The organism is Hydrogenophaga sp. GW101-3F08, assembly GCF_059424585.1.
The window spans coordinates 251,590-275,181 of sequence record NZ_JBWKZP010000003.1 but is presented as its reverse complement, the minus strand read 5'-3'; the positions used below and the strand labels follow the sequence as shown (position 1 = coordinate 275,181).

The 23,592-nt window shown below is 68.5% G+C and carries 19 protein-coding genes; 13 read left to right on the top strand and 6 right to left on the bottom strand.

Annotated elements, in window-relative coordinates:
- Positions 1-53: 53 nt before the first annotated feature.
- A complete protein-coding gene (locus tag AC07YZ_RS10745; protein ID WP_494794735.1) occupies positions 54-587 on the bottom strand; it encodes a phasin family protein in 534 nt (177 codons plus the stop codon).
- Between the two features lie 209 nt (positions 588-796).
- Between AC07YZ_RS10745 and AC07YZ_RS10740 the strand changes: the two genes are divergently transcribed.
- The 11 genes from AC07YZ_RS10740 (at position 797) to AC07YZ_RS10690 (ending at position 14,314) form a co-directional block, all read left to right on the top strand.
- Complete coding sequence (locus AC07YZ_RS10740) at positions 797-2,782, top strand: SDR family oxidoreductase (RefSeq protein ID WP_226491414.1); 1,986 nt, start codon at positions 797-799, stop codon at positions 2,780-2,782.
- Positions 2,783-2,940: 158 nt separating this feature from the next.
- Positions 2,941-3,852: an acetylglutamate kinase gene (gene argB, locus AC07YZ_RS10735; RefSeq protein WP_494794734.1), complete on the top strand. Its 912-nt coding sequence runs from the start codon at positions 2,941-2,943 to the stop codon at positions 3,850-3,852.
- Positions 3,853-3,978: 126 nt separating this feature from the next.
- Entirely contained in the window at positions 3,979-4,671 is a 693-nt protein-coding gene (locus tag AC07YZ_RS10730; RefSeq protein WP_226491416.1) for a response regulator, read from the top strand.
- Positions 4,655-6,187, top strand: coding sequence for an ATP-binding protein (locus AC07YZ_RS10725; RefSeq protein ID WP_413465717.1), 1,533 nt, complete (start codon positions 4,655-4,657; stop codon positions 6,185-6,187). The genes AC07YZ_RS10730 and AC07YZ_RS10725 overlap by 17 nt, the downstream gene beginning before the upstream one ends.
- Positions 6,188-6,311: 124 nt before the next feature.
- Positions 6,312-6,965, top strand: a complete 654-nt coding sequence (gene slmA, locus AC07YZ_RS10720) for a nucleoid occlusion factor SlmA (RefSeq protein WP_226494645.1) — start codon at positions 6,312-6,314, stop codon at positions 6,963-6,965.
- A gap of 283 nt (positions 6,966-7,248) precedes the next feature.
- Positions 7,249-7,941: a TetR/AcrR family transcriptional regulator gene (locus AC07YZ_RS10715; protein WP_494794733.1), complete on the top strand. Its 693-nt coding sequence runs from the start codon at positions 7,249-7,251 to the stop codon at positions 7,939-7,941.
- 39 nt (positions 7,942-7,980) lie between these two features.
- The gene (locus tag AC07YZ_RS10710) at positions 7,981-9,777 is read left to right on the top strand and encodes an acyl-CoA dehydrogenase C-terminal domain-containing protein (protein WP_494794732.1); all 1,797 of its coding nucleotides are present in this window, start codon (positions 7,981-7,983) and stop codon (positions 9,775-9,777) included.
- Positions 9,778-9,782: 5 nt separating this feature from the next.
- Entirely contained in the window at positions 9,783-10,220 is a 438-nt protein-coding gene (locus AC07YZ_RS10705) for a DUF2147 domain-containing protein (RefSeq protein ID WP_226494646.1), read from the top strand.
- A gap of 31 nt (positions 10,221-10,251) precedes the next feature.
- Positions 10,252-12,651 (top strand): 3-hydroxyacyl-CoA dehydrogenase/enoyl-CoA hydratase family protein, encoded by a 2,400-nt coding sequence (locus AC07YZ_RS10700; protein WP_494794731.1) that lies wholly within the window; start codon positions 10,252-10,254, stop codon positions 12,649-12,651.
- 4 nt (positions 12,652-12,655) lie between these two features.
- On the top strand, positions 12,656-13,090 hold the full coding sequence (locus tag AC07YZ_RS10695; RefSeq protein ID WP_494794730.1) for an endonuclease domain-containing protein: 435 nt from the start codon (positions 12,656-12,658) through the stop codon (positions 13,088-13,090).
- Between the two features lie 18 nt (positions 13,091-13,108).
- Positions 13,109-14,314, top strand: coding sequence for an acetyl-CoA C-acyltransferase (locus AC07YZ_RS10690; protein ID WP_494794729.1), 1,206 nt, complete (start codon positions 13,109-13,111; stop codon positions 14,312-14,314).
- 22 nt (positions 14,315-14,336) lie between these two features.
- On the opposite strand, the gene AC07YZ_RS10685 is transcribed toward AC07YZ_RS10690, so the two are convergent.
- Positions 14,337-16,652, bottom strand: a complete 2,316-nt coding sequence (locus AC07YZ_RS10685) for a patatin-like phospholipase family protein (RefSeq protein ID WP_494794728.1) — start codon at positions 16,650-16,652, stop codon at positions 14,337-14,339.
- 232 nt (positions 16,653-16,884) lie between these two features.
- Between AC07YZ_RS10685 and AC07YZ_RS10680 the strand changes: the two genes are divergently transcribed.
- A complete protein-coding gene (locus tag AC07YZ_RS10680) occupies positions 16,885-17,649 on the top strand; it encodes an enoyl-CoA hydratase (RefSeq protein WP_494794727.1) in 765 nt (254 codons plus the stop codon).
- A gap of 6 nt (positions 17,650-17,655) precedes the next feature.
- On the opposite strand, the gene AC07YZ_RS10675 is transcribed toward AC07YZ_RS10680, so the two are convergent.
- Genes AC07YZ_RS10675 through AC07YZ_RS10660 form a run of 4 tightly spaced genes read right to left on the bottom strand, consistent with a single transcriptional unit; the run spans position 17,656 to position 21,270 of the window.
- Entirely contained in the window at positions 17,656-18,255 is a 600-nt protein-coding gene (locus AC07YZ_RS10675; protein ID WP_494794726.1) for a PqiC family protein, read from the bottom strand.
- Entirely contained in the window at positions 18,252-19,286 is a 1,035-nt protein-coding gene (locus AC07YZ_RS10670) for an MlaD family protein (protein ID WP_494794725.1), read from the bottom strand. The genes AC07YZ_RS10675 and AC07YZ_RS10670 overlap by 4 nt, the downstream gene beginning before the upstream one ends.
- Positions 19,283-20,101, bottom strand: coding sequence for an ABC transporter ATP-binding protein (locus tag AC07YZ_RS10665; protein WP_494794724.1), 819 nt, complete (start codon positions 20,099-20,101; stop codon positions 19,283-19,285). Before AC07YZ_RS10665 ends, AC07YZ_RS10670 begins: the two co-directional genes overlap by 4 nt.
- Complete coding sequence (locus tag AC07YZ_RS10660; protein ID WP_494794723.1) at positions 20,101-21,270, bottom strand: MlaE family ABC transporter permease; 1,170 nt, start codon at positions 21,268-21,270, stop codon at positions 20,101-20,103. The genes AC07YZ_RS10665 and AC07YZ_RS10660 overlap by 1 nt, the downstream gene beginning before the upstream one ends.
- Positions 21,271-21,419: 149 nt before the next feature.
- On the opposite strand from AC07YZ_RS10660, the gene AC07YZ_RS10655 reads away from it, so the two are divergent.
- Positions 21,420-23,570, top strand: coding sequence for an AsmA family protein (locus tag AC07YZ_RS10655; RefSeq protein WP_494794722.1), 2,151 nt, complete (start codon positions 21,420-21,422; stop codon positions 23,568-23,570).
- Positions 23,571-23,592: the final 22 nt, after the last annotated feature.

The window sequence follows — 23,592 nt, the reverse complement described above, 5'->3', positions numbered from 1 at the left end:
CTGGCGCCCCTCTCGTCGCGGCGCAGTGCGCCGCTCGCTCAGCTCTCAAGCGTTCAGGCGGCCTTGGCGCGGCTGGGGGCCTTGCGTGCGGCGGGCTTGGCCACTTTGGCCGGAGCCGCCTTGGCCGCAGGCTTCGCCGCAGCCTTGGGGGCCGCGGCCGCCTTGGGGTTCAGGCGGTGCACCTGCTGGCTCAGCGCGTCGATGCGCTCCATCAGGGCCTCGATGTCGCGCGCCGATGGCACGCCCAGCTTGTTCAGCGCCTTGGCGACGCGGTCTTCGAAGATGTTCTCCAGCTTGTCCCATTGGCCCGCCGCCTTGGCGGAAATGTCGGTCGCCATGCTGCTCATGCGGTTGGAGGCTTCGGAGATGCGCTCTTCGGCCACGGCCTGGGTCTTGCGCTGGATCGACAGACCTTCCTTGACCAGGGATTCAAAGGCCTTGCCGCCTTCGGCCTGTGCCTTGGAGAACGCGCCCAGACCGGCCAGCCAGATCTGCTGGGCCGAGTCCTTGATCGCGCCCGACAGCGGCGAGTTGGCGGGGGCGCCGGCCTTGGCGGCGCTGCTGGACTTCTGGATTTTCTTGACCATGTGGGACTCCGTTGGTGGAAAAAATGGGGGTGTGGGCATCGGCCCACAGCGTGCAGGCACTTTACGGGCTGCGCGCGGGGCCTGTGTAGGGGCGCGCGACTAATCCCCGAGGGGCCAAACACGGGTTTCTGCGGAATCGTTTGCACCTGCCGTTGGGGAAGAATGGCGGGTTGTTGAATAACCCGAACCACACGCTCAGGAGAACCTCGATGCATTATTTCGTCACCGGTGCCACCGGTTTCATCGGCAAACGCCTTGTCAAAAAACTGCTGGAGCGCAAGGGCTCGGTGGTGCACTTCCTCATCCGCCAGGAGAGTGCGGGCAAGGTGGCCGGGCTGCGCGAATACTGGGGCGTGAGCACCGCGCGCGCGGTGCCGGTGTACGGTGACCTGACCGCGAAGAAGCTGGGGGTGAGCGCCGACGCGGTGAAAGCCCTCAAGGGGCAGATCGACCACTTCTACCACCTCGCCGCCGTGTACGACCTGGAGGCCGACGCCGAGAGCCAGATCGCCGTCAACATCGACGGCACGCGCAACACGGTGGAGTTCGCCCGGGCCATCGGCGCCGGTCATTTCCACCACGTGTCGTCCATCGCCGCCGCGGGCCTGTACGAAGGCGTGTTCCGCGAGGACATGTTCGACGAAGCGGAGAACTACGAGCACCCGTACTTCATGACCAAGCACGAGAGCGAGAAGATCGTGCGCACCGAATGCAAGCTGCCCTGGACGGTGTACCGGCCGGCGGCGGTGGTGGGCGACAGCCGCACCGGCGAGATGGACAAGATCGACGGGCCGTACTACTTCTTCAAGCTGATCCAGCGCATGCGCCAGATCCTGCCGCCGTGGATGCCCAGCGTGGGGCTGGAGGGCGGGCGCATCAACATCGTGCCGGTCGACTTCGTGGTCGATGCGCTGGACCACATCAGCCACCAGAGTCGCAATGCCGGTGCCTGCTTCCACCTGGTCGATCCCATGGGTTACCGCGTGGGCGACGTGCTCGACATCTTGAGCAAGGCCGCGCACGCGCCCAAGATGAACCTGTTCATCAACGCCGCGCTGATGGGCTTCATCCCCAAGAGCGTGAAGAAGGGCCTGATGGCGCTGGCGCCGGTGCGCCGCGTCTACCGCGCGGTGATGCAGGACCTCGGCCTGCCCGAGGACATGATGACTTTCGTCAACTACCCCACGCGCTTCGACTGCCGCGACACGCTGGCCGCGCTCAAGGGCAGTGGCATCGCGTGCCCCAACCTGAAGGACTACGCCTGGCGCCTGTGGGACTACTGGGAGCGCCACCTCGACCCCGACCTGCACATCGATCGCAGCTTGAAGGGAACGGTGGCGGGCAAGGTGGTGCTGGTCACCGGCGGCAGCTCGGGCATTGGCCTCGCGGCGGCGCACAAGTTCGCCGAGGCCGGCGCGGTGACGATCATCTGCGGGCGCGACCAGGACAAGCTGGACGAAGCCTGCAAGGAAGCAAAAGACAAGGGTTACCAGTTCATCGCCTACCCGGCCGACATCGCCGACATGGCCGACGCGGACCGCTTCGTGAAGCTGCTGATCGACAACCACGGCGGCGTGGATTTCCTGATCAACAACGCCGGCCGTTCGATCCGCCGCGCCATCGAAGGCAGCTACGACCGTTTCCACGACTTCGAACGCACCATGCAGCTCAACTACTTCGGCTGCCTGCGCGTGACCATGGGCCTGCTGCCCGGCATGGTGGCCAAGAAGAAGGGCCACATCGTCAACATCAGCTCCATCGGCGTGCTGACCAATGCACCGCGCTTCTCGGCCTACGTGGCCAGCAAGGCCGCGCTGGACGCCTGGACGCGCTGCGCCAGCAGCGAGTTCGCCGACCAGGGCGTGACCTTCACCACCATCAACATGCCGCTGGTGCGCACGCCCATGATCGCGCCCACGCAGATCTACAAGAACGTGCCCACGCTGGCGCCCGAAGAAGCGGCCGACATGATCGCGCAGGCCTGCATCTTCAAGCCGGTGCGCATCGCCACGCGCCTGGGGGTCACCGGCCAGGTGCTGCACGCCTTCGTGCCGCGCATCGCGCAGATCGTGATGAACACCAGTTTCCGCATGTTCCCGGATTCGTCGGCGGCGAAAGGGGAGAAGGGGGCGAAGTCGCAGCTGTCGCCCGAGGCGGTGGCCATGCAGCAGATGATGCGCGGGATTCACTTCTGACGGCCTTCGCCCACCCCCGGGGCGCTGCGCGCCACCCCCTCAAGGGGGCAACACCAGCGGACCGGCAGAGCCGGATCCGCGGTGTTTCTAAACAGAGGGGTTGGTGGGCGGTGCGACCTACAATTTGGTGGCCATCGTTTTTCATCTGCCCACCCGCCATGACCAGCACCCACCACACCCCCATTGACCTCTCCCACGTGAAGCCCCGCGAAAAGGCCGAGATCCTGGCCGAGGCGCTGCCTTACATCCGCAAGTACCACGGCAAGACCATGGTCATCAAGTACGGCGGCAACGCCATGACCGACCCTGCCCTGCAGCAGGATTTCGCCGAGGACGTGGTGCTCCTGAAGCTGGTGGGCATCAACCCGGTGGTGGTGCACGGCGGTGGCCCGCAGATCGAGACCCTGCTGCAGCGCCTGGGCAAGAAGGGGCAGTTCATCCAGGGCATGCGCGTGACCGACGCCGAGACCATGGAGGTGGTGGAGTGGGTGCTGGCTGGTGAGGTGCAGCAGGACATCGTGGGCCTGATCAACGCCGCGGGCGGCAAGGCCGTGGGCCTGACCGGGCGCGACGGCGCCATGATCCGCGCGCGCAAGCTGCGCCTGGCCGACCCGAAGGACCCGAGCCTGGAACACGACGTGGGCCAGGTGGGCGACATCGTGAGCATCGACCCCAGCGTGGTCAAGGCACTGCAGGACGACGCCTTCATTCCGGTCGTCAGCCCGATCGGGTTTGGCGAGAACAACGAGAGCTACAACATCAACGCCGACGTGGTGGCGGCCAAGCTGGCCACGGTGCTGCAGGCCGAAAAACTGCTCATGCTCACCAACATACCCGGCGTGCTCGACAAGGCCGGCCAGCTCCTGGCCGAGCTCACCCCGCGCCGCATCGACGAACTCGTCGAGGACGGCACCATCTCCGGTGGCATGCTGCCCAAGATCGCGGGTGCGCTGGACGCGGCCAAGAGCGGCGTCAACGCGGTGCACATCATCGACGGCCGCGTGCCGCACGCGCTGCTGCTCGAAGTGCTGGGCGACCAGCCTTTCGGCACGATGATCAAAAGCCACTGAAATGGAAGCGCACACGCTCTTTTCCGGGGCCTGGCACCGGTTCCAGGGCGCCCGAGGATCCGGCTTCGCCGGTCCCAGGGTGCGTCCCTCTCGGGGGGAACGCGCGAAGCGCGGCAGGGGGGGGCGATGAGACTCTTGCTGGTCGAAGACGACGTGATGGTTGCCAGCGGCATCAAGCTGGGGCTGTGCAACGCCGGTTACACGGTGGACTGGGTGGGCAGCGCCGAGCGGGCCGAGCAGGCGCTGGAGAGCGACAGCTTCGACCTGGCCATCGTCGACATCGGCCTGCCGCTGATGGACGGGCTGGAGCTCACGCGGCGCTTGCGCACGCGTGGCCTGGCCATGCCGGTGCTGATCCTGACCGCGCGCGATGCGCTGCAGGACCGGGTGCACGGGCTGGACCTGGGTGCCGACGACTACATGCTCAAACCCTTCGAGCTGCCCGAGCTGCTGGCGCGGCTGCGTGCCTTGCTGCGGCGCTCGCAGGCCGCCACCTCGGCGGTGCTGGGCTTCGGCCCGCTGGAGATGGACACCGCGCACCGGCGCGTGACCCTGGCCGGGCAGCCCATGGAGCTGGGTCCGCGCGAGTGGACGGTGCTGGAATACCTGCTGCTGCAGGCGCCCAAGCCCGCGGCCAAGGACAAACTGCTGCAGGCCCTGACCGGTTGGGACAAGGAGATCACGCCCAACGCGATCGAGGTCTACGTCTCGCGCCTGCGCGCCAAGCTCGACCCGGCCGGGGTCGCCCTGCGTTCGATCCGCGGTTTCGGCTACCGGCTGGAACTGGCCAAGCAGCCCGACCATGCGCCACGGGCCTGAAGGCCGCACCACCGAGGGCATGATCTGGGGCCTGCAGCGCCGCCTGCTGGTGCTGCTGATGCTGCCGCTCGGGCTGGTGGGCATGGTCAGCGTGTTCTTTCACTACCAGAGCGCGGGCACCGCCGCCTTGCAACAAGACCAGCAGCTGCTGCGGCTGGTGCCCCTGCTGGCCGACTCGGTGGTGGTCACGCGCGCTGGCGAACAACACCGGGCCCCCGACTCCCCCATGGCGGCGCCCGGCGTGGCGGGGCTGGACGGTGGGCCGGGGTTGGCCCTGTTGCTGGCGCCGCCGGTGGAGGAATTTCTCAAGGAGCGCGAGGGCTTTTCCGCCTACGGCCTGCAGGACGCCAACGGCCGACCCCTGTTGGGCGAAGGCTGGCTGCCCACCGTGCTGCCGGCGACCGACGGCGCGGAGTTCCTGAGCGTGGTCGAAGGGGGGGTCACCTACCGCGTGGTGGCGCAGCGCTACCACACCGCCGCCGGCGAGCTCATCGTCATGCTGGCCGACGGGTCGGACGCGCGCCAGAACTGGTTCGAGTCGGTGCTCACGCGGGTGCTGTTGCCCAACCTGCTGCTGCTGGTGCTGGCCGGCATGGCGGTGACCTGGGCCGTGGCGCGCGCGCTGCGCCCCCTGATCGATCTCAAGCAGGCCGTGGAGCGGCGCTCGCCGCGCGACCTCAGCCCCATCGACACCGACAGCGCCCCCACCGAGGTGCGCCCCCTGGTGTCCGCGCTCAACCGCCTGTTCTCCCTCGTCAACGCCCAGACCGAGGCCCAGCGCCGCTTCGTGGCCGACGCGGCGCACCAGCTGCGCACGCCGCTGGCCGGCCTGCAGGCGCAGGTCGAGGCCTGGGCGCAGGCCGCGCGCCGCATGGACGCTGGCGAGCAGATCAGCTTGCGCGTGGACCAGGTGCGGCGTCTGCGCGATGCCACGCGCCGCACCTCGCAGCTGGCCAACCAGTTGCTGGCGCTGTCGCGGGCCGATACCGTGAGCGCCGACAGCCAGCCGCTGCAGCAGGTCGACCTGAAAGAACTGTGCGAGACCATCCTGTCGCTGTTCCTGGACGCGGCGGGCGACAAACACATCGACCTGGGCCTGGAGAGCCAACCGGCCCAGACCCAGGGCCACGCCTGGTTGCTGCGCGAACTGCTCATCAACCTGGTGGACAACGCCGTGCGGTACACCCCCGAGGGTGGGCGCATCACGCTGCGCTGCGGCCAGGAAGACACGGCATCGGGCCCCTGCGCGTGGATCGAGGTGGAAGACGATGGCCCGGGCATCCCCGTCGAGGAACAGGCGCACGTGCTGCAGCGCTTCTACCGGGTGCCCGGCACCGAGGGCGAGGGCAACGGCCTGGGCCTGGCGATCGCCGACGAAATCGCCCGTGCGCACCACACGCACTTGCAACTGGGCGCGGGCGCCCTGGGCCGCGGTCTGCGTGTGCGTGTGGCATTCGTGGCGATCGCGCCGACGCAGGGTCCGCATCCGGCGCCCTCGGCCCGGGCCGAGGTGTAACGGGCTGTGTCGCTGTGCGAGAATCAAAAGAGGGATGACAACCAACGGGCTCCGAACGGTGCCCACCCGCTGACCACCGACGGACCGACTGCCCATGACCTCCAGCGCACCCGAGCCCTTGCCCATGGCGGGCCCTTCTGCCGACGCCACCCACGATGATGGGGGCCACGTGGAGGGCAACGGTCGCAAACGTCCCAAACCCGGTGAGCGCCGCGTGCAGATCCTGCAGGCCCTGGCCACCATGCTGGAACAGCCCGGCGCCGAACGGGTCACCACCGCCGCGCTTGCCGCGCGGCTGGAGGTGAGCGAGGCCGCCCTCTACCGCCATTTCGCCAGCAAGGCCCAGATGTTCGAGGGCCTGATCGAGTTCATCGAACAGGCGGTGTTCGGCCTGGTCAACCAGCTGGGCGAGCGCGAGCCCGACGCCATGGTCCGCTCGCGCAAACTGGTCACCCTGCTGCTGCAGTTCGGGGAAAAGAACCCCGGCATGACGCGGGTGATGGTGGGCGACGCCCTGGTGTACGAAAACGAGCGCCTGCAGCAGCGCATGAATCTGTTCTTCGACAAGATCGAATCGGCCCTGCGGCAGAACCTGCGCGAGGCCGCCGTGGTGGTCGGCGCGGCCACGCCCACGGTGGACGCGCAGGCCGACGCCTCGGTGGTCACGGCCTTCTGCGTGGGCCGGCTGCAGCGCTTCGCGCGCAGCGGCTTCAAGCGCTCGCCCAGCGAAAGCCTGGAGCACAGCCTGGCGCTGCTGCTGCCCGGCGCGCATCTTTAAACACCCCCGCAGCGCTTCGCGCTACCCTCTCAAGGGGGCAACGCGGTGCGGCCTGGCGAAGCCAGGACCAAAGCGTTCTGGGCGGTGCCCCTCGGCTGGGCTGTTTCATGCGTTGCGGGTTAACCCGCTGAGCGATTAGGGCCACGGCCCTAATAAATTTCTGGAAATTTGGGTGCCAACCGATCACGGGCTGGCTTTTGCGGTAAAAATAGCACGACCGTTCGATTTATCGAGCGGTTTGCTTTTGGACCCAACCCTGTCCGGTGCCGCCGGACCCCGCCGCATGAGCCCTACCCCTCCGATCAAGCGCCAGCGCAGCGACGCCGCCCGACCGCTGCAAAAAGGCCAGCAGACCAAAGCCGCCATCGTCGATGCCGCGCTCGGGCTGGCCACGCAGATCGGCCTGGAGGGCCTGTCCATCGGCGCGCTGGCCGAGGTCATGCAGATGAGCAAGTCGGGCGTGTTCGCTCACTTCGGCTCGCGCGAAGAACTGCAGATTTCGGTGGTGCGCGAGTACCACGCGCGCTTCGAGGAAGAGGTGTTCTATCCTGCCATCCACACCCCGCGCGGGTTGCCGCGCCTGCGTGCGCTGTTCGACAACTGGATGAAGCGCACCTCGGTCGAAATCGATTCGGGCTGCATCTACATCAGTGGCGCGGTGGAGTTCGACGACCGGCCCGGCCCGGTGCGTGACGCGCTGGCCAGCTCGGTCAACACCTGGCTCACCGCCATGCGCCGCGCCATCGAGATCGCTGTGGAAGAAGGTCACTTGCGCGCCGACACCGATGCCGCACAGATGGGCTTCGAAATCCATGCCCAGATCCTGGCCTTGCACTACGAGGCGCGCTTCCTGCGAAGCCCCAATTCGCTCCAACGCGCCCTCGCAGCGTTCGAGGGCATCGTCACCCGCTTCAGCGCGGTGCCTGCCTCACCCCCTGCGGCGCGCCCGCGAAAGACGGCCGCACCCAAGGCCTGAACGTTCCCCTCTCTTCACAAACCCCACAGGAGTTCCCCCATGCCCGTTTACAACCCGCCCCTGCGTGACATGCAGTTTGTGATGCACGAAGTGCTGAACGTGACCGCCGATCTGCAGTCCATGCCGCAACACGCCGAGATGGACGCCGAGACCATCAACGCGGTGCTCGAAGAGGCTGGCAAGTTCGCCTCGCAGGTGATCTTCCCGCTGAACATCAGCGGTGACACCGAAGGCTGCACGCTCGACAGGACCACCCACGAGGTCAAGACGCCGACCGGCTTCAAGGCGGCCTACAAGACCTACGTGGACGGCGGCTGGGCCGCGCTCAGCTGCGACCCGGCCTACGGCGGCCAGGGCCTGCCACTGGTGGTGAACCAGTGCCTGTACGAAATGATGAACTCGGCCAACCAGGCCTGGACCATGTACCCCGGCCTCACGCACGGCGCCTACGCCGCGCTGCACACCTACGGCACCGACGCGCAGAAAGACACCTACCTGCCCAAAATGACCAGCGGTGAGTGGACCGGCACCATGTGCCTGACCGAACCGCACTGCGGCACCGACCTGGGCCTGATGCGCACCAAGGCCGAGCCGTTGGCCGACGGCAGCTACAAGATCACCGGCAACAAGATCTTCATCAGCGCCGGTGAGCACGACATGGCCGACAACATCATCCACCTGGTGCTGGCCCGCCTGCCCGACGCGCCTCCCGGCATCAAGGGCGTGAGCCTGTTCATCGTGCCGAAATTCCACGTCAAGGCCGACGGCTCGCTGGGCGAGCGCAACGGCATCTACTGCGGCGGCCTGGAGCACAAGATGGGCATCCACGGCAACGCCACCGCGCAGATCGTGATCGATGGCGCCATCGGCACCATCGTGGGCCAGCCCAACAAAGGCATGCAGGCCATGTTCGTGATGATGAACGCCGCCCGCCTGGGCGTGGGCAACCAGTCGCTCGGCCTGACCGAAGTGGCTTACCAGAACGCCCTGGCCTACGCCAAGGACCGCATCCAGATGCGCAGCCTGACCGGCCCCAAGGCCAAGGACAAGCCGGCCGATCCGATCATCGTGCACCCCGACGTGCGCCGCATGCTGCTCACCGCCAAGGCCTACGCCGAAGGCGGCCGCGCACTGGCCATCTACAGCTCGGTGCTGCTGGAAAAAGCGCACAACCACCCCGACGAAAAAGTGCGCAAGGACAGCGACGAGATGCTCTCGCTGCTCACGCCCATCACCAAGGCTTTCCTGACCGACAACGGCTACAACGCCGCCACGATGTGCCAGCAGGTGTTTGGTGGCCACGGCTACATCAAGGAATGGGGCATGGAGCAGTTCGTGCGCGATGCCCGCATCAACATGATCTACGAAGGCACCAACACCATCCAGAGCCTGGACCTGCTGGGCCGCAAGGTGCTGGGCAACAACGGCGCAACGCTCAAGAAGTTCGGCAAGCTGGTGGGTGCGCTGGTGATGGAAGAAGGCGTCAACGAAAAGATGGCCGAGTTCATCAACCCGCTGGCGGTGCTCGGTGAGCAGATCACCAAGTTCACCACCGAGATCGGCTTCAAGGGCCTGCAGAACGCCGACGAAGTGGGCGCCGCCGCGGTGGACTACCTGCGCGTGGCCGGCCACCTGGTGTTCGGCTACTTCTGGGCCCGCATGGCACAGGTGGCGCTGCGCGAGATCGCCGCCGGCAACACCGACCCGTTCTACACCGCCAAGCTGCAGACCGCGCGTTTCTATTTCGCCAAGCTCTTCCCCGAGACCGCGACGCTGATGCGCACGGCACGCGCGGGCAGCAAGGTCCTCATGGACACGGACGCGGCACTGGCATGACCGCCATGAAGAAGACGGCCCTGACCGCGATGCTGAGCCTTGCCGCCGTGTCCGCCTTCGCGCAGACGACGCCGGTGGGCCTGTGGAAGACCATCGACGACGACACCAAGAAAGAGAAGTCGCTGGTGCGCATCACCGAGAGCAACGGCGTCTTCTCCGGTCGCATCGAGAAGCTCCTGGACCCCGAGGCCAAGCAGGATTCGGTCTGCGAAGACTGCACCGACGACCGCAAGGACAAACCCGTGCTGGGCATGACCATCCTGCGCAACCTCAAGCAGAACGCCGACGACAAGGTGGTCTTTGATGGCGGTGACGTGCTCGATCCAAAGAACGGCAAGCTCTACCGCGCCCGCCTCAAGCCGGTGGACGGCGGCAAGAAACTGGAGATGCGCGGCTACATCGGCCCGTTCTACCGAACCCAGGTCTGGTTGCGAGTCGAGTGACCGCGAGCCTTTCCCTATTCATGGAAAACCAATGAACCGATTTCAAGTGAAAAAAGTCGCCGTGCTCGGCGCGGGCGTGATGGGCGCGCAGATCGCTGCGCACCTGGTCAACGTCAAGGTGCCTGTTGTTCTCTTTGACCTACCGGCCAAGGAAGGTCCGAAGAACGGCATCGTCACGCGCGCCGTCGAGAACCTCAAAAAGCTCAAGCCCTCGCCGCTGGGTGTGGCGGCCGATGCCGATCTGATCGGCCAGGCCAACTACGAAGAGCACATGGAGCAGTTGAAAGACTGCGACCTGATCATCGAGGCCATCGCCGAGCGCATGGACTGGAAGCTCGATCTGTACACCAAGATCGCGCCCTTCATCGCCGAGCACGCCATCGTCGCGTCCAACACCTCGGGCCTGTCGATCACCAAGCTCAGCGACGTGCTGCCCGAGGCGATCAAGCCGCGCTTCTGCGGTATCCACTTCTTCAACCCGCCGCGCTACATGACGCTGGTGGAGCTGATCGCCACGCCGACCACCGAGCCGAAAATTCTCGACGACCTCGAAACCTTCGTCACCAGCGGCCTGGGCAAAGGTGTGGTGCGCGCCAAGGACACGCCCAACTTCATCGCCAACCGCATCGGCATCGCCGGCATGCTGGCCACGATGAAAGAGGTGGAGAACTTCGGCCTGACCTACGACGTGGTCGACGACCTCACCGGCAAGCGCCTGGGCCGCGCCAGCAGCGGCACCTTCCGCACCGCCGACGTGGTGGGTCTGGACACCATGGCCCATGTGGTCAAGACGCTGCAGGACAACCTGAACGAACAGACCGACCCGTTCTATGGCAGCTTCGGCACACCGCCCGTGCTGGCCAAGCTGATCGAGATGGGGAACCTGGGCCAGAAGGCCAAGGCCGGCTTTTTCAAGAAGGTGGGCCGCGACATCCAACGCTTCGATCTGGAGAGCGGTGAGTACGTACCCGCTGGCGAGAAAGCCGACGAGGTGTATGGCCGCATGCTCAAGCGCCCGGCCGCCGAGCGCCTGAAGCTCTTGCGCAACGCCGAAGGTCCGCAGGGCCAGTTCCTCTGGGCCATCCTGCGCAACAGCTTCCACTACGCCGCCGTGCACCTGGCCACCATTGCGGACACCGCCCGCGACGTGGACCAGGCCATGCGCTGGGGCTTCGGCATGAAGCAGGGCCCGTTTGAGCTCTGGCAGGAAGCCGGCTGGCTCGAGGTGGCGAAGATGGTCCAGGAGGACATCGATGCCGGCAAGGCGCTGAGCAAGGCGCCGCTGCCCGAGTGGGTGTTCAAGGGCCCGGTGGCCGAGGCCGGTGGCGTGCACACCGCCTTGGGTTCGTGGAACCCGTCCAGGGGCGTGTTCGAAGCGCGCCGCAGTCTGCCGGTGTACGGGCGCCAGCACTTCCCCGAGCTGCTGCTGGGCGAAGCCGGTCCGAAGTTCGAGACCGCGGGCACCACCATCGAAGAGAACGACGCCATCCGTGTGTGGACGCTCGACGGTGAGGTGCTGATCGCCAGCATCAAGACCAAGATGCACGCCATCAGCCCCGACGTGTGCGAAGGCCTGATGGCCGCCATCGATCTGGCGGAAAAGGCATACCAGGGTCTGGTGGTCTGGTCGGGCGACGAGCCCTTCAGCGCCGGCGCCGACCTGCAGGCCATGCTGCCGGCCTTCATGGCGGTGGGCGTGAGCGCCATCGAAGACGCCGAAGGTTTCATGCAGCAGACCATGCTGCGCCTGCGTTATGCCAACGTGCCGGTGGTCAGCGCCGTGCGCGGTCTGGCGCTGGGCGGCGGCTGCGAGCTGGCCGTGTACAGCGCGCGCCGCGTGGTGCACATGGAGAGCTACATCGGTCTGGTGGAAGTCGGCGTGGGCCTGGTGCCTGGCGCCGGCGGCCTGACCTACATCGCCCGCCGCGCGGCCGAAAACGCCGAGACCTCCACCGGCAAGGACCTGCTGCCTTTCCTGACCGAAGGCTTCACCGCAGCGGCCATGGCCAAGGTCGGCACGAGCGCGCTGGAATCGAGAAAGCTCGGCTACGTGCTGCACTCCGACGTGATCGTGCCGCACAAGGACGAGCTGCTGTTCGTCGCCATCAACGAAGCGAAGGCCTTGTTCAACGGCGGCTACCGCGCACCGCACAAGCGCCCGTTCCCCGTGGCCGGTCGCGACGGCAAAGCCACCATCCTGGGCAGCCTGGTCAACATGCGCGATGGCGGTTTCATCAGCCAGCACGATTTCCACATCGCTTCGCTGATCGCGGGTGTGGTCACGGGCGGTGACGTGGAGCCGGGCACGCTGGTGAACGAGGACTATTTGATGACGCTGGAGCGCCGCGCGTTCTGCTCGCTGATCGTGCATGCGAAGACGCAGGAGCGGATCCTGGGGATGCTCAATACGGGCAAGCCGCTGCGGAACTGATGTCATGAAACCCGCCGAGGCCGAAGTGACTTACCCCCTCTCCCGCGTGCGGGAGAGGGTTGGGGTGAGGGCGGAGGCCAAGGCGAAAGCGCGTGAGCTGCGCGGCCGGATGACTGAAGCTGAAAGCCTGCTGTGGCTGCAGTTGAAGGGGCGCCGCTTTCAAGGCTTCAAATTCCGCCGTCAACGCGCACTGGGTCCCTACATCCTGGACTTTGTCTGTCTTGAAGCCGGTCTTGTCATTGAGATGGACGGCGGCCAACACACCGAACAACAAGCGTATGACCAGGCGCGAACCGCGTTGATTGAATCCCAGGGCCTGACCGTGATCCGGTTCTGGAACCACGAAGTGATGAACGAAACCCCTGCTGTGCTGGAGAAGATCTGGCAGTCGCTGCAGGCCCTCACCCCAGCCCTCTCCCGCACGCGGGAGAGGGGGTAATACCGAAAGCACCTTGCCATGAAACAAATCCAAGACGCCTACATCGTCGCCGCCACCCGCACCCCCATCGGCCGTTCGCACAAGGGCTCGTTCAAGCACCTCCGTCCGGACGACCTGCTGGCCCATGCCCTGCGTTCGGCCATGGCCCAGGTGCCGGGCCTGGACCCGAAAGCCATTGAAGACGTGATCTGCGGCTGTGCCATCCCCGAAGGGCAACAGGGCCTGAACGTGGCGCGCATCGGCGCCATCCTGGCCGGCCTGCCCAACAGTGTGGGTGGCATCACCGTCAACCGCTTCTGCGCCTCCGGCCTGTCGGCCGTGCAGATGGCGGCCGACCGCATCCGCGTTGGCGAGGCCGAGGTGATGATCGCGGCCGGTGTGGAGAGCATGAGCATGGTGCCCATGATGGGCAATTCGCCCAGCCTTTCGCCCACCATCTTCACCAACACCGACGACGTGGAGAGCTACGGCATCGCCTACGGTATGGGCCTGACGGCCGAGAAAGTGGCGCAGCAGTGGAAGGTCTCGCGCGACGCGCAGGACGCGTTTGCGGTGCAGTCGCACCAGCGCGCCGTGCTGGCCATGAAGAACGGCGAGTTCAGCGACGAGATCACGCCGGTGGAAGTGACCGAGCGCAGCGTCAATCTGGAAACCGCCGAGGTCAGCACCCGCAGCCGCATCGTCAGCCTGGACGAAGGCGCGCGCCCCGACACCTCGCTCGAAGGCCTGGCCAAGCTGCGCACCGTGTTCGCTGCGCGCGGCTCGGTCACCGCGGGCAACAGCTCGCAGACCAGCGACGGCGCCGGCGCGCTGGTCCTGGCCAGCGAGGCCGCCGTGAAACGCTACAACCTGCAGCCGCTGGCGCGCTTCGTGAGCTATGCCAGCCGTGGCGTGCCGCCCCACCTCATGGGCATCGGCCCGATCGAGGCCATCCCGGCCGCGCTGCGTTATGCGGGCCTGAAGCAGGACGACATCGACTGGTTCGAGCTCAACGAAGCCTTCGCGGCCCAGTCGCTTGCGGTGATGAACACGCTGGGTCTGGACCCGGCCAAGGTCAACCCCATGGGCGGCGCCATCGCCCTGGGCCACCCGCTGGGCGCCACCGGTGCCATCCGTTCGGCCACGGTGGTGCACGCGCTGCGCCGCCACAACAAGAAGTACGGCATGGTCACGATGTGCGTGGGCATGGGGCAGGGCGCCGCCGGAATCTTCGAACGCGTGTGAACACGCGTGCCCTGCGGCGGCCCTACGGCCGCCCCAGCAGCAGGTACAGCCCGGTGTAGCCGCGTGCGGCGTGTACCAGGCTCAGGTAGAACGGGCCGACGCCGGTGTCCGCGCCCACGAACAGGCTGGAGCCGGTGCGCAGGCCCTTCAGGCCGATGTCGTGCCGGTCGGCCCAGGCGTTGCCCACTTCCAGTGAGCCGCCCGCGAACAGCGCACGCGCCACCCCGACGTTCCAGGGCATGCGGCGGTAGTAGGTCAGGCGGCCGAACAGCAGGTAGTTGCCCGTCACCTGGCCCACGCGGTAGCCCGAGAGCTGCTGGAAGCCGCCGAGCGAATACTCGTCGAGCGCGCCCAGCGGGATCTGGTTGGCGTAGGCCAGCCGCGCGCCGGCGTTCAGGGTGTGCGGCCCCCACGAACCCACCGCGTTGAAGTTGCTGTCCAGCCGGATGAAGTCGGTGCCGGCGGCGCCTTCGGCGTTGCGCCGGCCCACCACCAGGTCGCTCTTGATCCGGTGGCCGGCCGAGGGGAAGTTGGCGTGGTCCAGCTGGTCGGAGATCAGCGCCATGCGAACGCCCCCCTCGCGCCAGCGCTGCGTGCTCAGGCCGGCGGTCTGGTCCACCACGCTGGCGCTCACCAGCTCCGGTTCGGCGCGCCGTGCACTGCCCGTCAGCCCCAGCCGGAACTCGCCCAGGTGGCCCTGCAGACCGATCGGCCAGCCCACGTCGACGCCGGCCTGCACCCCGCGGCGTTTGCCGGTGGCCACCGCGTCGCCCTGGGTGTCGTAGAGCTCGATGCGCTTCAAGCTGGCGTCGGCCCAGGTCGCCACGAACCAGTTGGCCCGGCGGTCCAGCGGCTGGTAGAACTCGGTGAACGCGCCCAGCGTCTCGCCGAGCTGGAAGCGGTTGCGCCACTCGGCGCCGCCGCTGTTGACCCAGTGGCGGTTGTGGCTCAGGCGCAGGTTGAAAGCGCCCTGGCCGTCGAAATCGGTGCGCAGGTCCAGCCCGAGCCGCACGTAGTTCGGGCCCCAGCTGTTCTCGCGCAGCTGGAGCACCAGCGCCTCGTCCGAGCGGCTGCCGATGCGCTCCAGCCGGTAGTCCACCTGCTCGTAGTCGCCGGTGGCGGCGAGCTGCTGCAGGTCGCTTTCGATCCGCGGCAGGTCGATGCCCTGGTCCGGCCGGCTCTGCACCAATTGGTTCAGGCGCTGGGCGCGCGTGGCGTCCACGCCCTCGAAGCGCACGGCGCCCACATGGCCGCCGCGGGTCAGGCCGGTGTCGGCGATGGCCTGGCGCTGGGCGGCCCAGGCGGCGTACTGCGCCGGGGGCACGGCGAAACGCGCCAGCGCTTCGCGCACCGACTGCGCGTAGTCGTGGCCGATCTTCACCAGCTCGGGCGCCCGGTTGAAATCGGCCGAGGTGATCTTGCCCAGGGGCGGCGTGAGCAGCAGGTCTTCCTTGGTCAGCGTGGCGATGCTGGCCTGCACGTTCTGTTCGGTCAGGATGTTGACCATCTGGGTGGTGATGCCCAGCAGGTTGCCCAGCGTCTCGCGCCCGGCCAGCGGCGTGCCGATGTTCACGGCGATCACCACCTCGGCGCCCATGCGCCGCGCCACGTCCACCGGCAGGTTGTTCACCAGCCCGCCGTCGCCCAGGATGCGGCCGTCGAGCTCCAGCGGCGCGAACACCCCGGGAACCGACATACTGGCGCGCAGCGCGGCGGCGAGGTCACCGTGTTCCATCACCACGGCCTGGCCGGTCTCCATGTCGGTGGCCACCGCGCGAAACGGGATCGGCAGGCCGTCGAAGCTGGCCTTGTGGCGCGTGGGCAGGGTGTAGCGGCGCAGCATGGCCTCCAGCGCGCGGGTGGACACCGCGCCGCTGGGCAGGCGGAACTCGCCGTCGCGAAAACCCAGCCGCAGCACCGGCGAGAACTCGAAGTCTTCCTCTTTGCGGCGCTGCGACAGCAGTTGCCGCGGCTCGCGCGGGTCGAACAGGTCGCCCCACTCCAGCGCCAGGATCTCGTGCTCCAGCTCGTCGGCGCTCATGCCGCTGGCGTACAGCCCGCCGATGATCGCGCCCATCGAGGTGCCCACGATCAGGTCCACCGGCACCTGCGCCTGTTCCAGCACCTTGAGCACCCCCACGTGCGACAGCCCACGCGCGCCACCGCCCGAAAGCACCAGGCCCACCGTGGGCCGTTTCGTCGTGGGCGCGGCGGTGGCCACGGGCGGTGCGGTGGGCTGCGGATCGGCCGCGTGCGACAGCGCGGGCAGCCACAGGCCCAGGGCCAGCAGGCCGGCGCTCAGGCAGCGGAACACGGAGGGCAGACGAGGGGGAGGCATGGGTGGAACCTATCGTGAATGGCGCGGCCTGCGAGAGGCCCGGGCAGCGGCGTGGGCCTGCCTGCGCGAAGTGTAGGCCGCGGCCATAGGCCTTGTCGCGCAGTGGGCAGCGCACTCCAGACAATGCGGGCGGATCGTGGTAATTTGGCGGCCCCGCGCACCCGCCCGGACCGTCGGCCCACCGAAGGGCGCCGGGCCCGCGATTCCCCGCACAACCCACACGGACCCCTCCATGAGCGACATCCTCGTCCACACCGAAGACGGCGTCACCACGCTGACCTTCAACCGCCCCGACAAGAAGAACTCCATCACCGCCGCCATGTACGCCGCGCTGGCCGATGCGCTGGCCGCCGCCGAAGCCGACCCCGCCGTGCGCTGCGTGGTGTTCCAGGGCCACGAGGCCATCTTCAGTGCAGGCAACGACATCGCCGATTTCCTCAACGCCCCACCGGCCACGCAGGACTCGCCGGTGTTCCGCTTCCTGCGCGGCATCGCGTTGTTTCCCAAGCCCGTCATCGCCGCCGTCTGCGGCCCGGCCGTGGGCATCGGCACCACCCTGCTGTTCCACTGCGACCTGGTCTACGCCGGCGACAACGCCGCGTTTTCCATGCCTTTCGCGAACCTGGGCCTGTGCCCCGAAGCGGCCTCCAGCCTGCTGGTGCCGCAGATGCTGGGCTACCACCGCGCCGCCGAAGCCCTGCTGCTGGGCGAGCCCTTCATGGCCGAGGCCGCGCTCGAAGTGGGCCTGGTCAACCGCGTGCTGCCGCCACTGGAAGCCGCGGGCTACGCCCAGGCCGTGGCGCGCAAGCTCGCGGCCAAGCCCCTGAGCTCGCTCATCGAAACCAAACGGCTCATGAAAAAAGGCCAGACCGAGCAGGTGCTGGCGCAGATGGCCGAAGAGGGCGCCAGCTTTGGCCGCATGCTGCGCGAACCCGCGGCCAAGGAAGCCTTCACCGCCTTCATGGAACGCCGCAAGCCGGACTTCTCGAAGGTCTGAGGTCGCCTAAGCGGGTGTTGATGCCACGATGTGCAGCGCGAGCTGCCACAGCGCCAGCCGGTGCGCGGCGGCCAGCGCGTCGACCGAGGCATCGGTCAGCGGGATGTTGATGTCGGCCTGATCGAGCGCGGGCGCGGTGCCGCCCGGGCGGGCGTCGCCCAGCCACCAGCGCGCCTGCAGGCGCAGCGTGTGGCGCCCGGCGTCGGCCATCAGGGTGACGATCTCCACCCGCAAGCGCCGCGCGGGGTTCACCCCGGGCGGCACGGGGGCCCGCCAGACCAGGCCCGGCCCGCGCAACACCGCCAGGTCGGCCACCAGCAGGCGTGGAATGGCGTCGCGCAGCGGCTCCACCCAGCGGTGGCCGGTCAGCGGTTCCAGTCCGGCCGCGCCGCTGGCGACCACCAGGGTTTCGCGGTCCAGAGCACCCGGCAAGCCCACCGTGCGGGCCACTTCCCACAGCGCCCCGTCGCCCGCCCGCGCGGCGGGCACCGGCCCCGGTGGCTGGCTGCGCAACTCGTACCAGCGCGTGGCCGCCGGCGGGCGGGCGCATGCCGTCAACAGCCAGGACGCTGCCGCCAGGCTGGCCAGTGCGAGCCGGCGCTTCATGGCTTCACCTCCTCACGGCCGCGCAGCAGCGCGTCGGGCTGCTGCTCCAGCGTCTCGGCCAGGTCGCGCAGCGCGCGGGCCGCGCGGGACAAGTCCTCCAGGGCCCGGTCGGCCCCGACCATGAGCCCCGAGTCGCCCGCGGTGGCTTCGCGCAGCGCCGCCGCGGTGCGCCCCACCTCGTCGGCGGCGCGCTGCAGGTTGCTCACCAGCGGCGCGTCGGGCGCCAGCAGCTCGGACACACGGTCCGAGGTGCTTCCCACCCTGGCGGCGTTCTGGTTCACCGATCGCGCGGACGCTCCCACGGCGTCCATGGCCTGGCGCGTGGCGGCCAGCGAGCGCTGCAGTTCGTCGGCCAGCGGGTCCATGCGCTGGTCCAGGCGCGACGACATGCGCTTGAGCGACGCGGTGATGGCGGCCAGATCGTCCAGGGCCTGCTTGAGCTGCGGGCCCGACACGATGGTCCGGGCCGAGGACGCGATGGCCGCCAGGTCGTCGGCAATGGCGCGGAAGTCCATGCCTTCGAGCTGCTCCCGCAGGTTCTGGATGGCGGTGACCGTGGTGGGGATTTCGGTGACGCCCTGGTAGGTGCCGCGCACGCTGCTCTCGCGCTGCGGGCGCAGATCGAGGTCCACGTACAGCAGGCCGGTGAGCAGGCTCTGCGTGGCCAGCTGCGCGCTCAGCCCCCGCTTGATCAGGGCCGGCAGCGCCAGACCCACATCCACGTCGGCGCGCTTGCCGTCGAGCCCGCCGACGGCATCGCTGTCGAGCGCGGCGACCACGGGAATGGAGAAGCTGTCGGTGGCGCGGTCGTAGAACACGTCGATCGACTCGACACTGCCGACCCGCACGCCCCGAAACACCACGGGCGCCCCCACCTGCAAGCCATAGACCGATCCACTGAAATGCATGACGACGCGCTCCTGGCTGGTGAAAAAGCGGTTGCCCGCAAGGGCAATGATGGCGGTGGCGATCAGGGCCAGACCGGCCACCACGAAGCCGCCGATCAGCGTGGCGTTGGCCTTGCGTTTCATGCGCGATCCTCCGCAGCGCCGCGGCGCAGGAACTGCTGAACGCCTTCCGGGCCTTCGCGCATGAGATCGCGCGGCGGCCCCAGCGCGGTCATGGTGCGCGTCTGGGCGTCGAGGAACAGCAGCCGATCAGCCAGGGCAAAAATGCTGTCCAGCTCATGGCTGACCATCACGACCGTGGTGCCCAGGTCGTCGCGCAGGTGCCGGATGAGCTCGTCCAGGTTCGCCGAGGTCAGCGGGTCCAGGCCCGCGGAGGGTTCGTCCAGAAACAGCAAGGGCGGGTTCAGGGCCAGCGCCCGCGCAATGGCGGCGCGCTTCTTCATGCCGCCGCTGAGCGCGGCGGGCTCCACGTCGAAGCTGCCGGCCAGCCCCACGAGCGCCAGCTTGAAGCGCGCTTCCTGTTCGCATTCGGCCGCGCCCATGTCGGTGAACACCTGCATCGGCAGCATCACGTTTTCGCCCACGGTCATGCTGCTCCACAAGGCGCCGGCCTGGAAGGTGACGCCGAACGCCTGCATCAGCGTGCGCTGGGTTGCGGTGTCCGCCGCGTACAGGTCGCGCTCCCCGTAGAGCACCTGGCCCGCCGCCGGCTCCTGCAGGCCGATGAGGTGGCGCATCAGCGTGCTCTTGCCGCAGCCACTGCCGCCGGCGATGGCCAGCACCTCGCCGGGCAGCACGTCGAACGTGAGGTCGTGCTGAACCACGTTGTCGCCGAAGGCCATGGTGAGTTCGCGCGCCCGCACCAGAGGGGCCTGCGCGCCGGCCTGGGCGGCGCGGGCTGGTTCTGTTGCGGAAGGCGGGTGGGCGAATTCGGTCATCAGACATCCAGACGTTGAAACACCACGGTGAGCACGGAGGCCGCCACGACGATCCAGACGATCGCTTGTACCACCGACGCGGTGGTGGCGTCGCCCACGGCCTGCGCGCTGCGCCCGGCCGCCATGCCCTGGCGGCAGCCGGCCAGCGCCACCAGCGCGGCGTACACCGTGCCCTTGATCAGCCCCACCAGCACGTGGGGCAGCGTCAGCGACTCCACGCTGGCATACACGTATTCCAGCGGCGTGACGCCATAGATGACCACGGCCACCAGCCAGCCCACCGCCATGCCCACCACGGCACCAAAGGCCGTGAGCATGGGGCCCACGATGAGCAGCGCCAGCACACGCGGCAACACCAGAAAGTCGAACGGGTTCACACCCAGGGTGGTCAGCGCGTCGATCTCTTCGTTGGCGCGCATGCTGCCGATCTGCGCCGCGAAAGCCGCGCCCACGCGCCCGGCCAGCACGATGCCCACCAGCAGGGCCGCCACCTCGCGCACCACGCCCACCGTGACCAGGTCGGCAATGTAGGTCTGGGCGCCGAAGCGTTGCAGCTGCGCGGCGCCCATGTAGGCCACGATCAGGCCCACAAGAAAACTCACCAGCGCCACGATGGGCAGGCTGCGCGGCCCGGTCTGTTCGATCTGCCACATCAGGTCCGACGCGCGCATGTCGCTGGCCCCGCGCAGCCAGCGGCCCAGCGAGAACAGCACCTCGCCCACGAAGGTGAGCGACTGACGGCGCGTGTCCCAGGCGCCCACGGCGCGCGCACCCACACGGGTCACGAGCCCGGGCGGCGGGTTGTCGTCCGCGGCCTCTTGCGCCGGTGGCGCGGCATTCAGGGCCAGCGCCAGGATCTCCTGCAGGCCCTGGGGCAGGCCCTGCAGATCCACCGACACCTCGCGGCGCACGAGGGGCTCCAACTGCTGCCACAAGCGCCCGGCGAGCACGGCGTCCCACGAGTGCAGCGCCAGGGAAGTCACCGCCACCGGTCCTGCGAGGTCTGGGGCGGGCAGGTCGGGCAAGGCACCGCGGTGCCCGCGCCATTCACCGCTGAGCTCCAGCACCCACGCCTCGCCCTTCGAGAGCCAGCGTGCCCCGGGAGGCTGCGTCTCGTCGTTCACCGCCATCGTGTCCGACGAGGCGTTTCCACTGGGGGCATGGCGCATGAAAAAAACCGCCTCTTTGTTGGAGTTTCGAGTTCGCCCGACCGCGCCGTCTGTGCGTTGGCGAACGAAGGATGACAGGCCCGGCTTCTATGATCAAGTCGCAACCATCCCGTCGGAACCCCGCGCCGTTGGCGCGGTTCCAAACGCATGTGAACACATCACCCCACGCTCCCCCTGCGCCGCCCCCGGCTCCCGAGCGGAACCGGGCGGTCTGGGCCCGTCGGCCCGCCCTGTGGGCTTCGGCGGGTGTGGCCGGCCTGCTGGTGGCCCTGGTCGTGGTGGGCGAGGTGACCGGGTGGCCGTTCTTGCGGCAGCCGCTGGAGCGCGCCATGGCGCGCGGGGCCAACGCGCCCGTGCAGTTGCAGGGCGCGGTGAAGCTGCACCTCATCTGGCGGCCGCGGCTGGAAGTCGAACACCTGCACATCGCCTCCGATCCCCGCTTCAAGGCCCCGCACCTGCTGGACGCGCAACGCGTCACCCTGGCCTGGCGCTGGGGCGATGTGTGGCGCTGGCGGCGGGGCGACACCCTGCACCTGCAAGCCCTGCGCGCGGACGTGCTCGACGCGCATCTGGTGCGCAGCGCCGACGGCGCGGCCAACTGGCGGTTGGGCGCCAAAGAAGCACCGCCGGAAAAAGCCGACGCTTCGGCCGAGGCGGCGTTGCCGAGTTTCGGGAACCTGACCGTGGGCCAGGGGCAGATCGCCTGGGTCGATGCCCTGCGGGACGCGGACGTGGCCGTGCGGGTGCGGGGCAGCGAAGGCAGCGCCGCGAGCGGCCCTGGCACGGGCTACACAGCTTCACTCACCGGGCGCTACCGCGCCTTGCCGCTCAAGCTGGACGTGCGCGCCGGCAGCACGCTGCCCCTGCTGCAGGACCCTGGCAGCGCTGCCGACGCCCCCTGGGTGCCGGTCATGATCAAGGGCACGGTCGCGTCCACCCGCGTGCTGTTCGACGGCCAGGCCGCTTCGCTGCTGGGCACGCCGCGCATGCAGGGCAGGGTGGAAGTGGCCGGCCCCTCGCTGGCGGACGTGGCCAAACCCCTGGGGCTGACCCTGCCGCGAACACCGGCCTTCGATCTGCGCGGCGAACTGCAGCAGGACGCCGGCGTCTGGCGGCTGAAGACGACGCGCGCCCACATCGGCAGCAGCCGCCTCCAGGGCGATCTGCAATACCAACAGCGCACCCAGCCGCCGCGCCTTACCGGCACGCTCACCGGCCCCAAGCTCGCCCTGGCCGATCTGGGACCGGCCATCGGCGGTGGCGGCAAGGCGGCGCCTGCCGGCACGCCAACAGGCCACGCCTTGCCGCAACGCCGCTTCGACCTGCCCTCGCTCAAAGCCATGGACGCCGATGTGCAAGTGGCGATCCAGGAGCTGGACTTCGGCACCCAGGCCATGGCGCCCCTGCGGCAGCTCAAAACCCGCGTGCTCCTGGACGATGGCGTGTTGCGGCTGGAGGACTTGCAGGCCGTGGTGTCGGGCGGACAGGTCAAGGGCATGACGGCGCTGGACAGCAACGCCAACCCCGCGAAATGGGAAGCCCGCCTGGCGTTCGAGGGCATCGACATGGCGGGATGGATCCGGGGGCTGCGCCCCGATTCGGCCCAAGGCAAAGCCCCGCCCGCCACCGCAACGGCCGCGCTCAAGCGCGAGCGTCAAGCGGCCCGCCAGGGCGGAGAGCAGCCGGTGCAGGCCTACCTCACGGGCGAGCTCTTTGGCAACCTGCACCTGCGGGGAGCCGGCAACTCGACGGCGGACATCCTGGGCTCGGCCGACGGCCCGCTCAAGCTCGCGCTGCGCGAAGGCACCCTGTCGCACCTGATCACCGAAGCCATGGGCCTCGACCTCGCCCAGGCCCTGCAAGTGGTGATCACCGGGGACCGGCCTTTGCCCCTGCGCTGCGCCCGGTTCGATCTGGTGGCGCGCAACGGCGTCGTCCGGCCCACCCTGGCCGTGATCGACAACGAGGACAGCACGGTGTGGATCACCGGCCAGGTCAGCCTTCGCGACGAATCGCTGGACTTGCACGTGGTCACGCGGCCCAAGGACTGGTCTTTGCTGTCGCTGAGAACGCCCGTCACCGTGACCGGCACGCTGGCCAATCCGGCCGTGGGCCTCGAACCCAAACGGCTCGCCGGGCGCGTGCTCGGCGCGCTGGCCCTGGGGGCGGCGGCAGGCCCCGCGGCGGCCATCTTGCCGCTGCTCGAAACCGGCAGCGCCCGCGCCAAGGACCCGTGCAACCCGCCCGCCGCAGCGGGCGCGCCCCGTTCGCCTTCGACCCCGGCCCAAAAGCCGCGTTGATCGGGCACTGCGTTCGCGCCCG

Coding starts and splice junctions, on each gene's coding strand:
- AC07YZ_RS10730 (WP_226491416.1), top strand. CDS start 3,979: ATGAGACTCTTGCTGGTCGAAGACGACGTGATGGTTGCCAGCGGCATC.
- AC07YZ_RS10660 (WP_494794723.1), bottom strand. CDS start 21,270: ATGCGCCATGCCCCCAGTGGAAACGCCTCGTCGGACACGATGGCGGTG.
- AC07YZ_RS10705 (WP_226494646.1), top strand. CDS start 9,783: ATGAAGAAGACGGCCCTGACCGCGATGCTGAGCCTTGCCGCCGTGTCC.
- AC07YZ_RS10745 (WP_494794735.1), bottom strand. CDS start 587: ATGGTCAAGAAAATCCAGAAGTCCAGCAGCGCCGCCAAGGCCGGCGCC.
- slmA (WP_226494645.1), top strand. CDS start 6,312: ATGGCGGGCCCTTCTGCCGACGCCACCCACGATGATGGGGGCCACGTG.
- argB (WP_494794734.1), top strand. CDS start 2,941: ATGACCAGCACCCACCACACCCCCATTGACCTCTCCCACGTGAAGCCC.
- AC07YZ_RS10685 (WP_494794728.1), bottom strand. CDS start 16,652: ATGCCTCCCCCTCGTCTGCCCTCCGTGTTCCGCTGCCTGAGCGCCGGC.
- AC07YZ_RS10710 (WP_494794732.1), top strand. CDS start 7,981: ATGCCCGTTTACAACCCGCCCCTGCGTGACATGCAGTTTGTGATGCAC.
- AC07YZ_RS10695 (WP_494794730.1), top strand. CDS start 12,656: ATGAAACCCGCCGAGGCCGAAGTGACTTACCCCCTCTCCCGCGTGCGG.
- AC07YZ_RS10665 (WP_494794724.1), bottom strand. CDS start 20,101: ATGACCGAATTCGCCCACCCGCCTTCCGCAACAGAACCAGCCCGCGCC.
- AC07YZ_RS10700 (WP_494794731.1), top strand. CDS start 10,252: ATGAACCGATTTCAAGTGAAAAAAGTCGCCGTGCTCGGCGCGGGCGTG.
- AC07YZ_RS10740 (WP_226491414.1), top strand. CDS start 797: ATGCATTATTTCGTCACCGGTGCCACCGGTTTCATCGGCAAACGCCTT.
- AC07YZ_RS10725 (WP_413465717.1), top strand. CDS start 4,655: ATGCGCCACGGGCCTGAAGGCCGCACCACCGAGGGCATGATCTGGGGC.
- AC07YZ_RS10680 (WP_494794727.1), top strand. CDS start 16,885: ATGAGCGACATCCTCGTCCACACCGAAGACGGCGTCACCACGCTGACC.
- AC07YZ_RS10715 (WP_494794733.1), top strand. CDS start 7,249: ATGAGCCCTACCCCTCCGATCAAGCGCCAGCGCAGCGACGCCGCCCGA.
- AC07YZ_RS10690 (WP_494794729.1), top strand. CDS start 13,109: ATGAAACAAATCCAAGACGCCTACATCGTCGCCGCCACCCGCACCCCC.
- AC07YZ_RS10675 (WP_494794726.1), bottom strand. CDS start 18,255: ATGAAGCGCCGGCTCGCACTGGCCAGCCTGGCGGCAGCGTCCTGGCTG.
- AC07YZ_RS10670 (WP_494794725.1), bottom strand. CDS start 19,286: ATGAAACGCAAGGCCAACGCCACGCTGATCGGCGGCTTCGTGGTGGCC.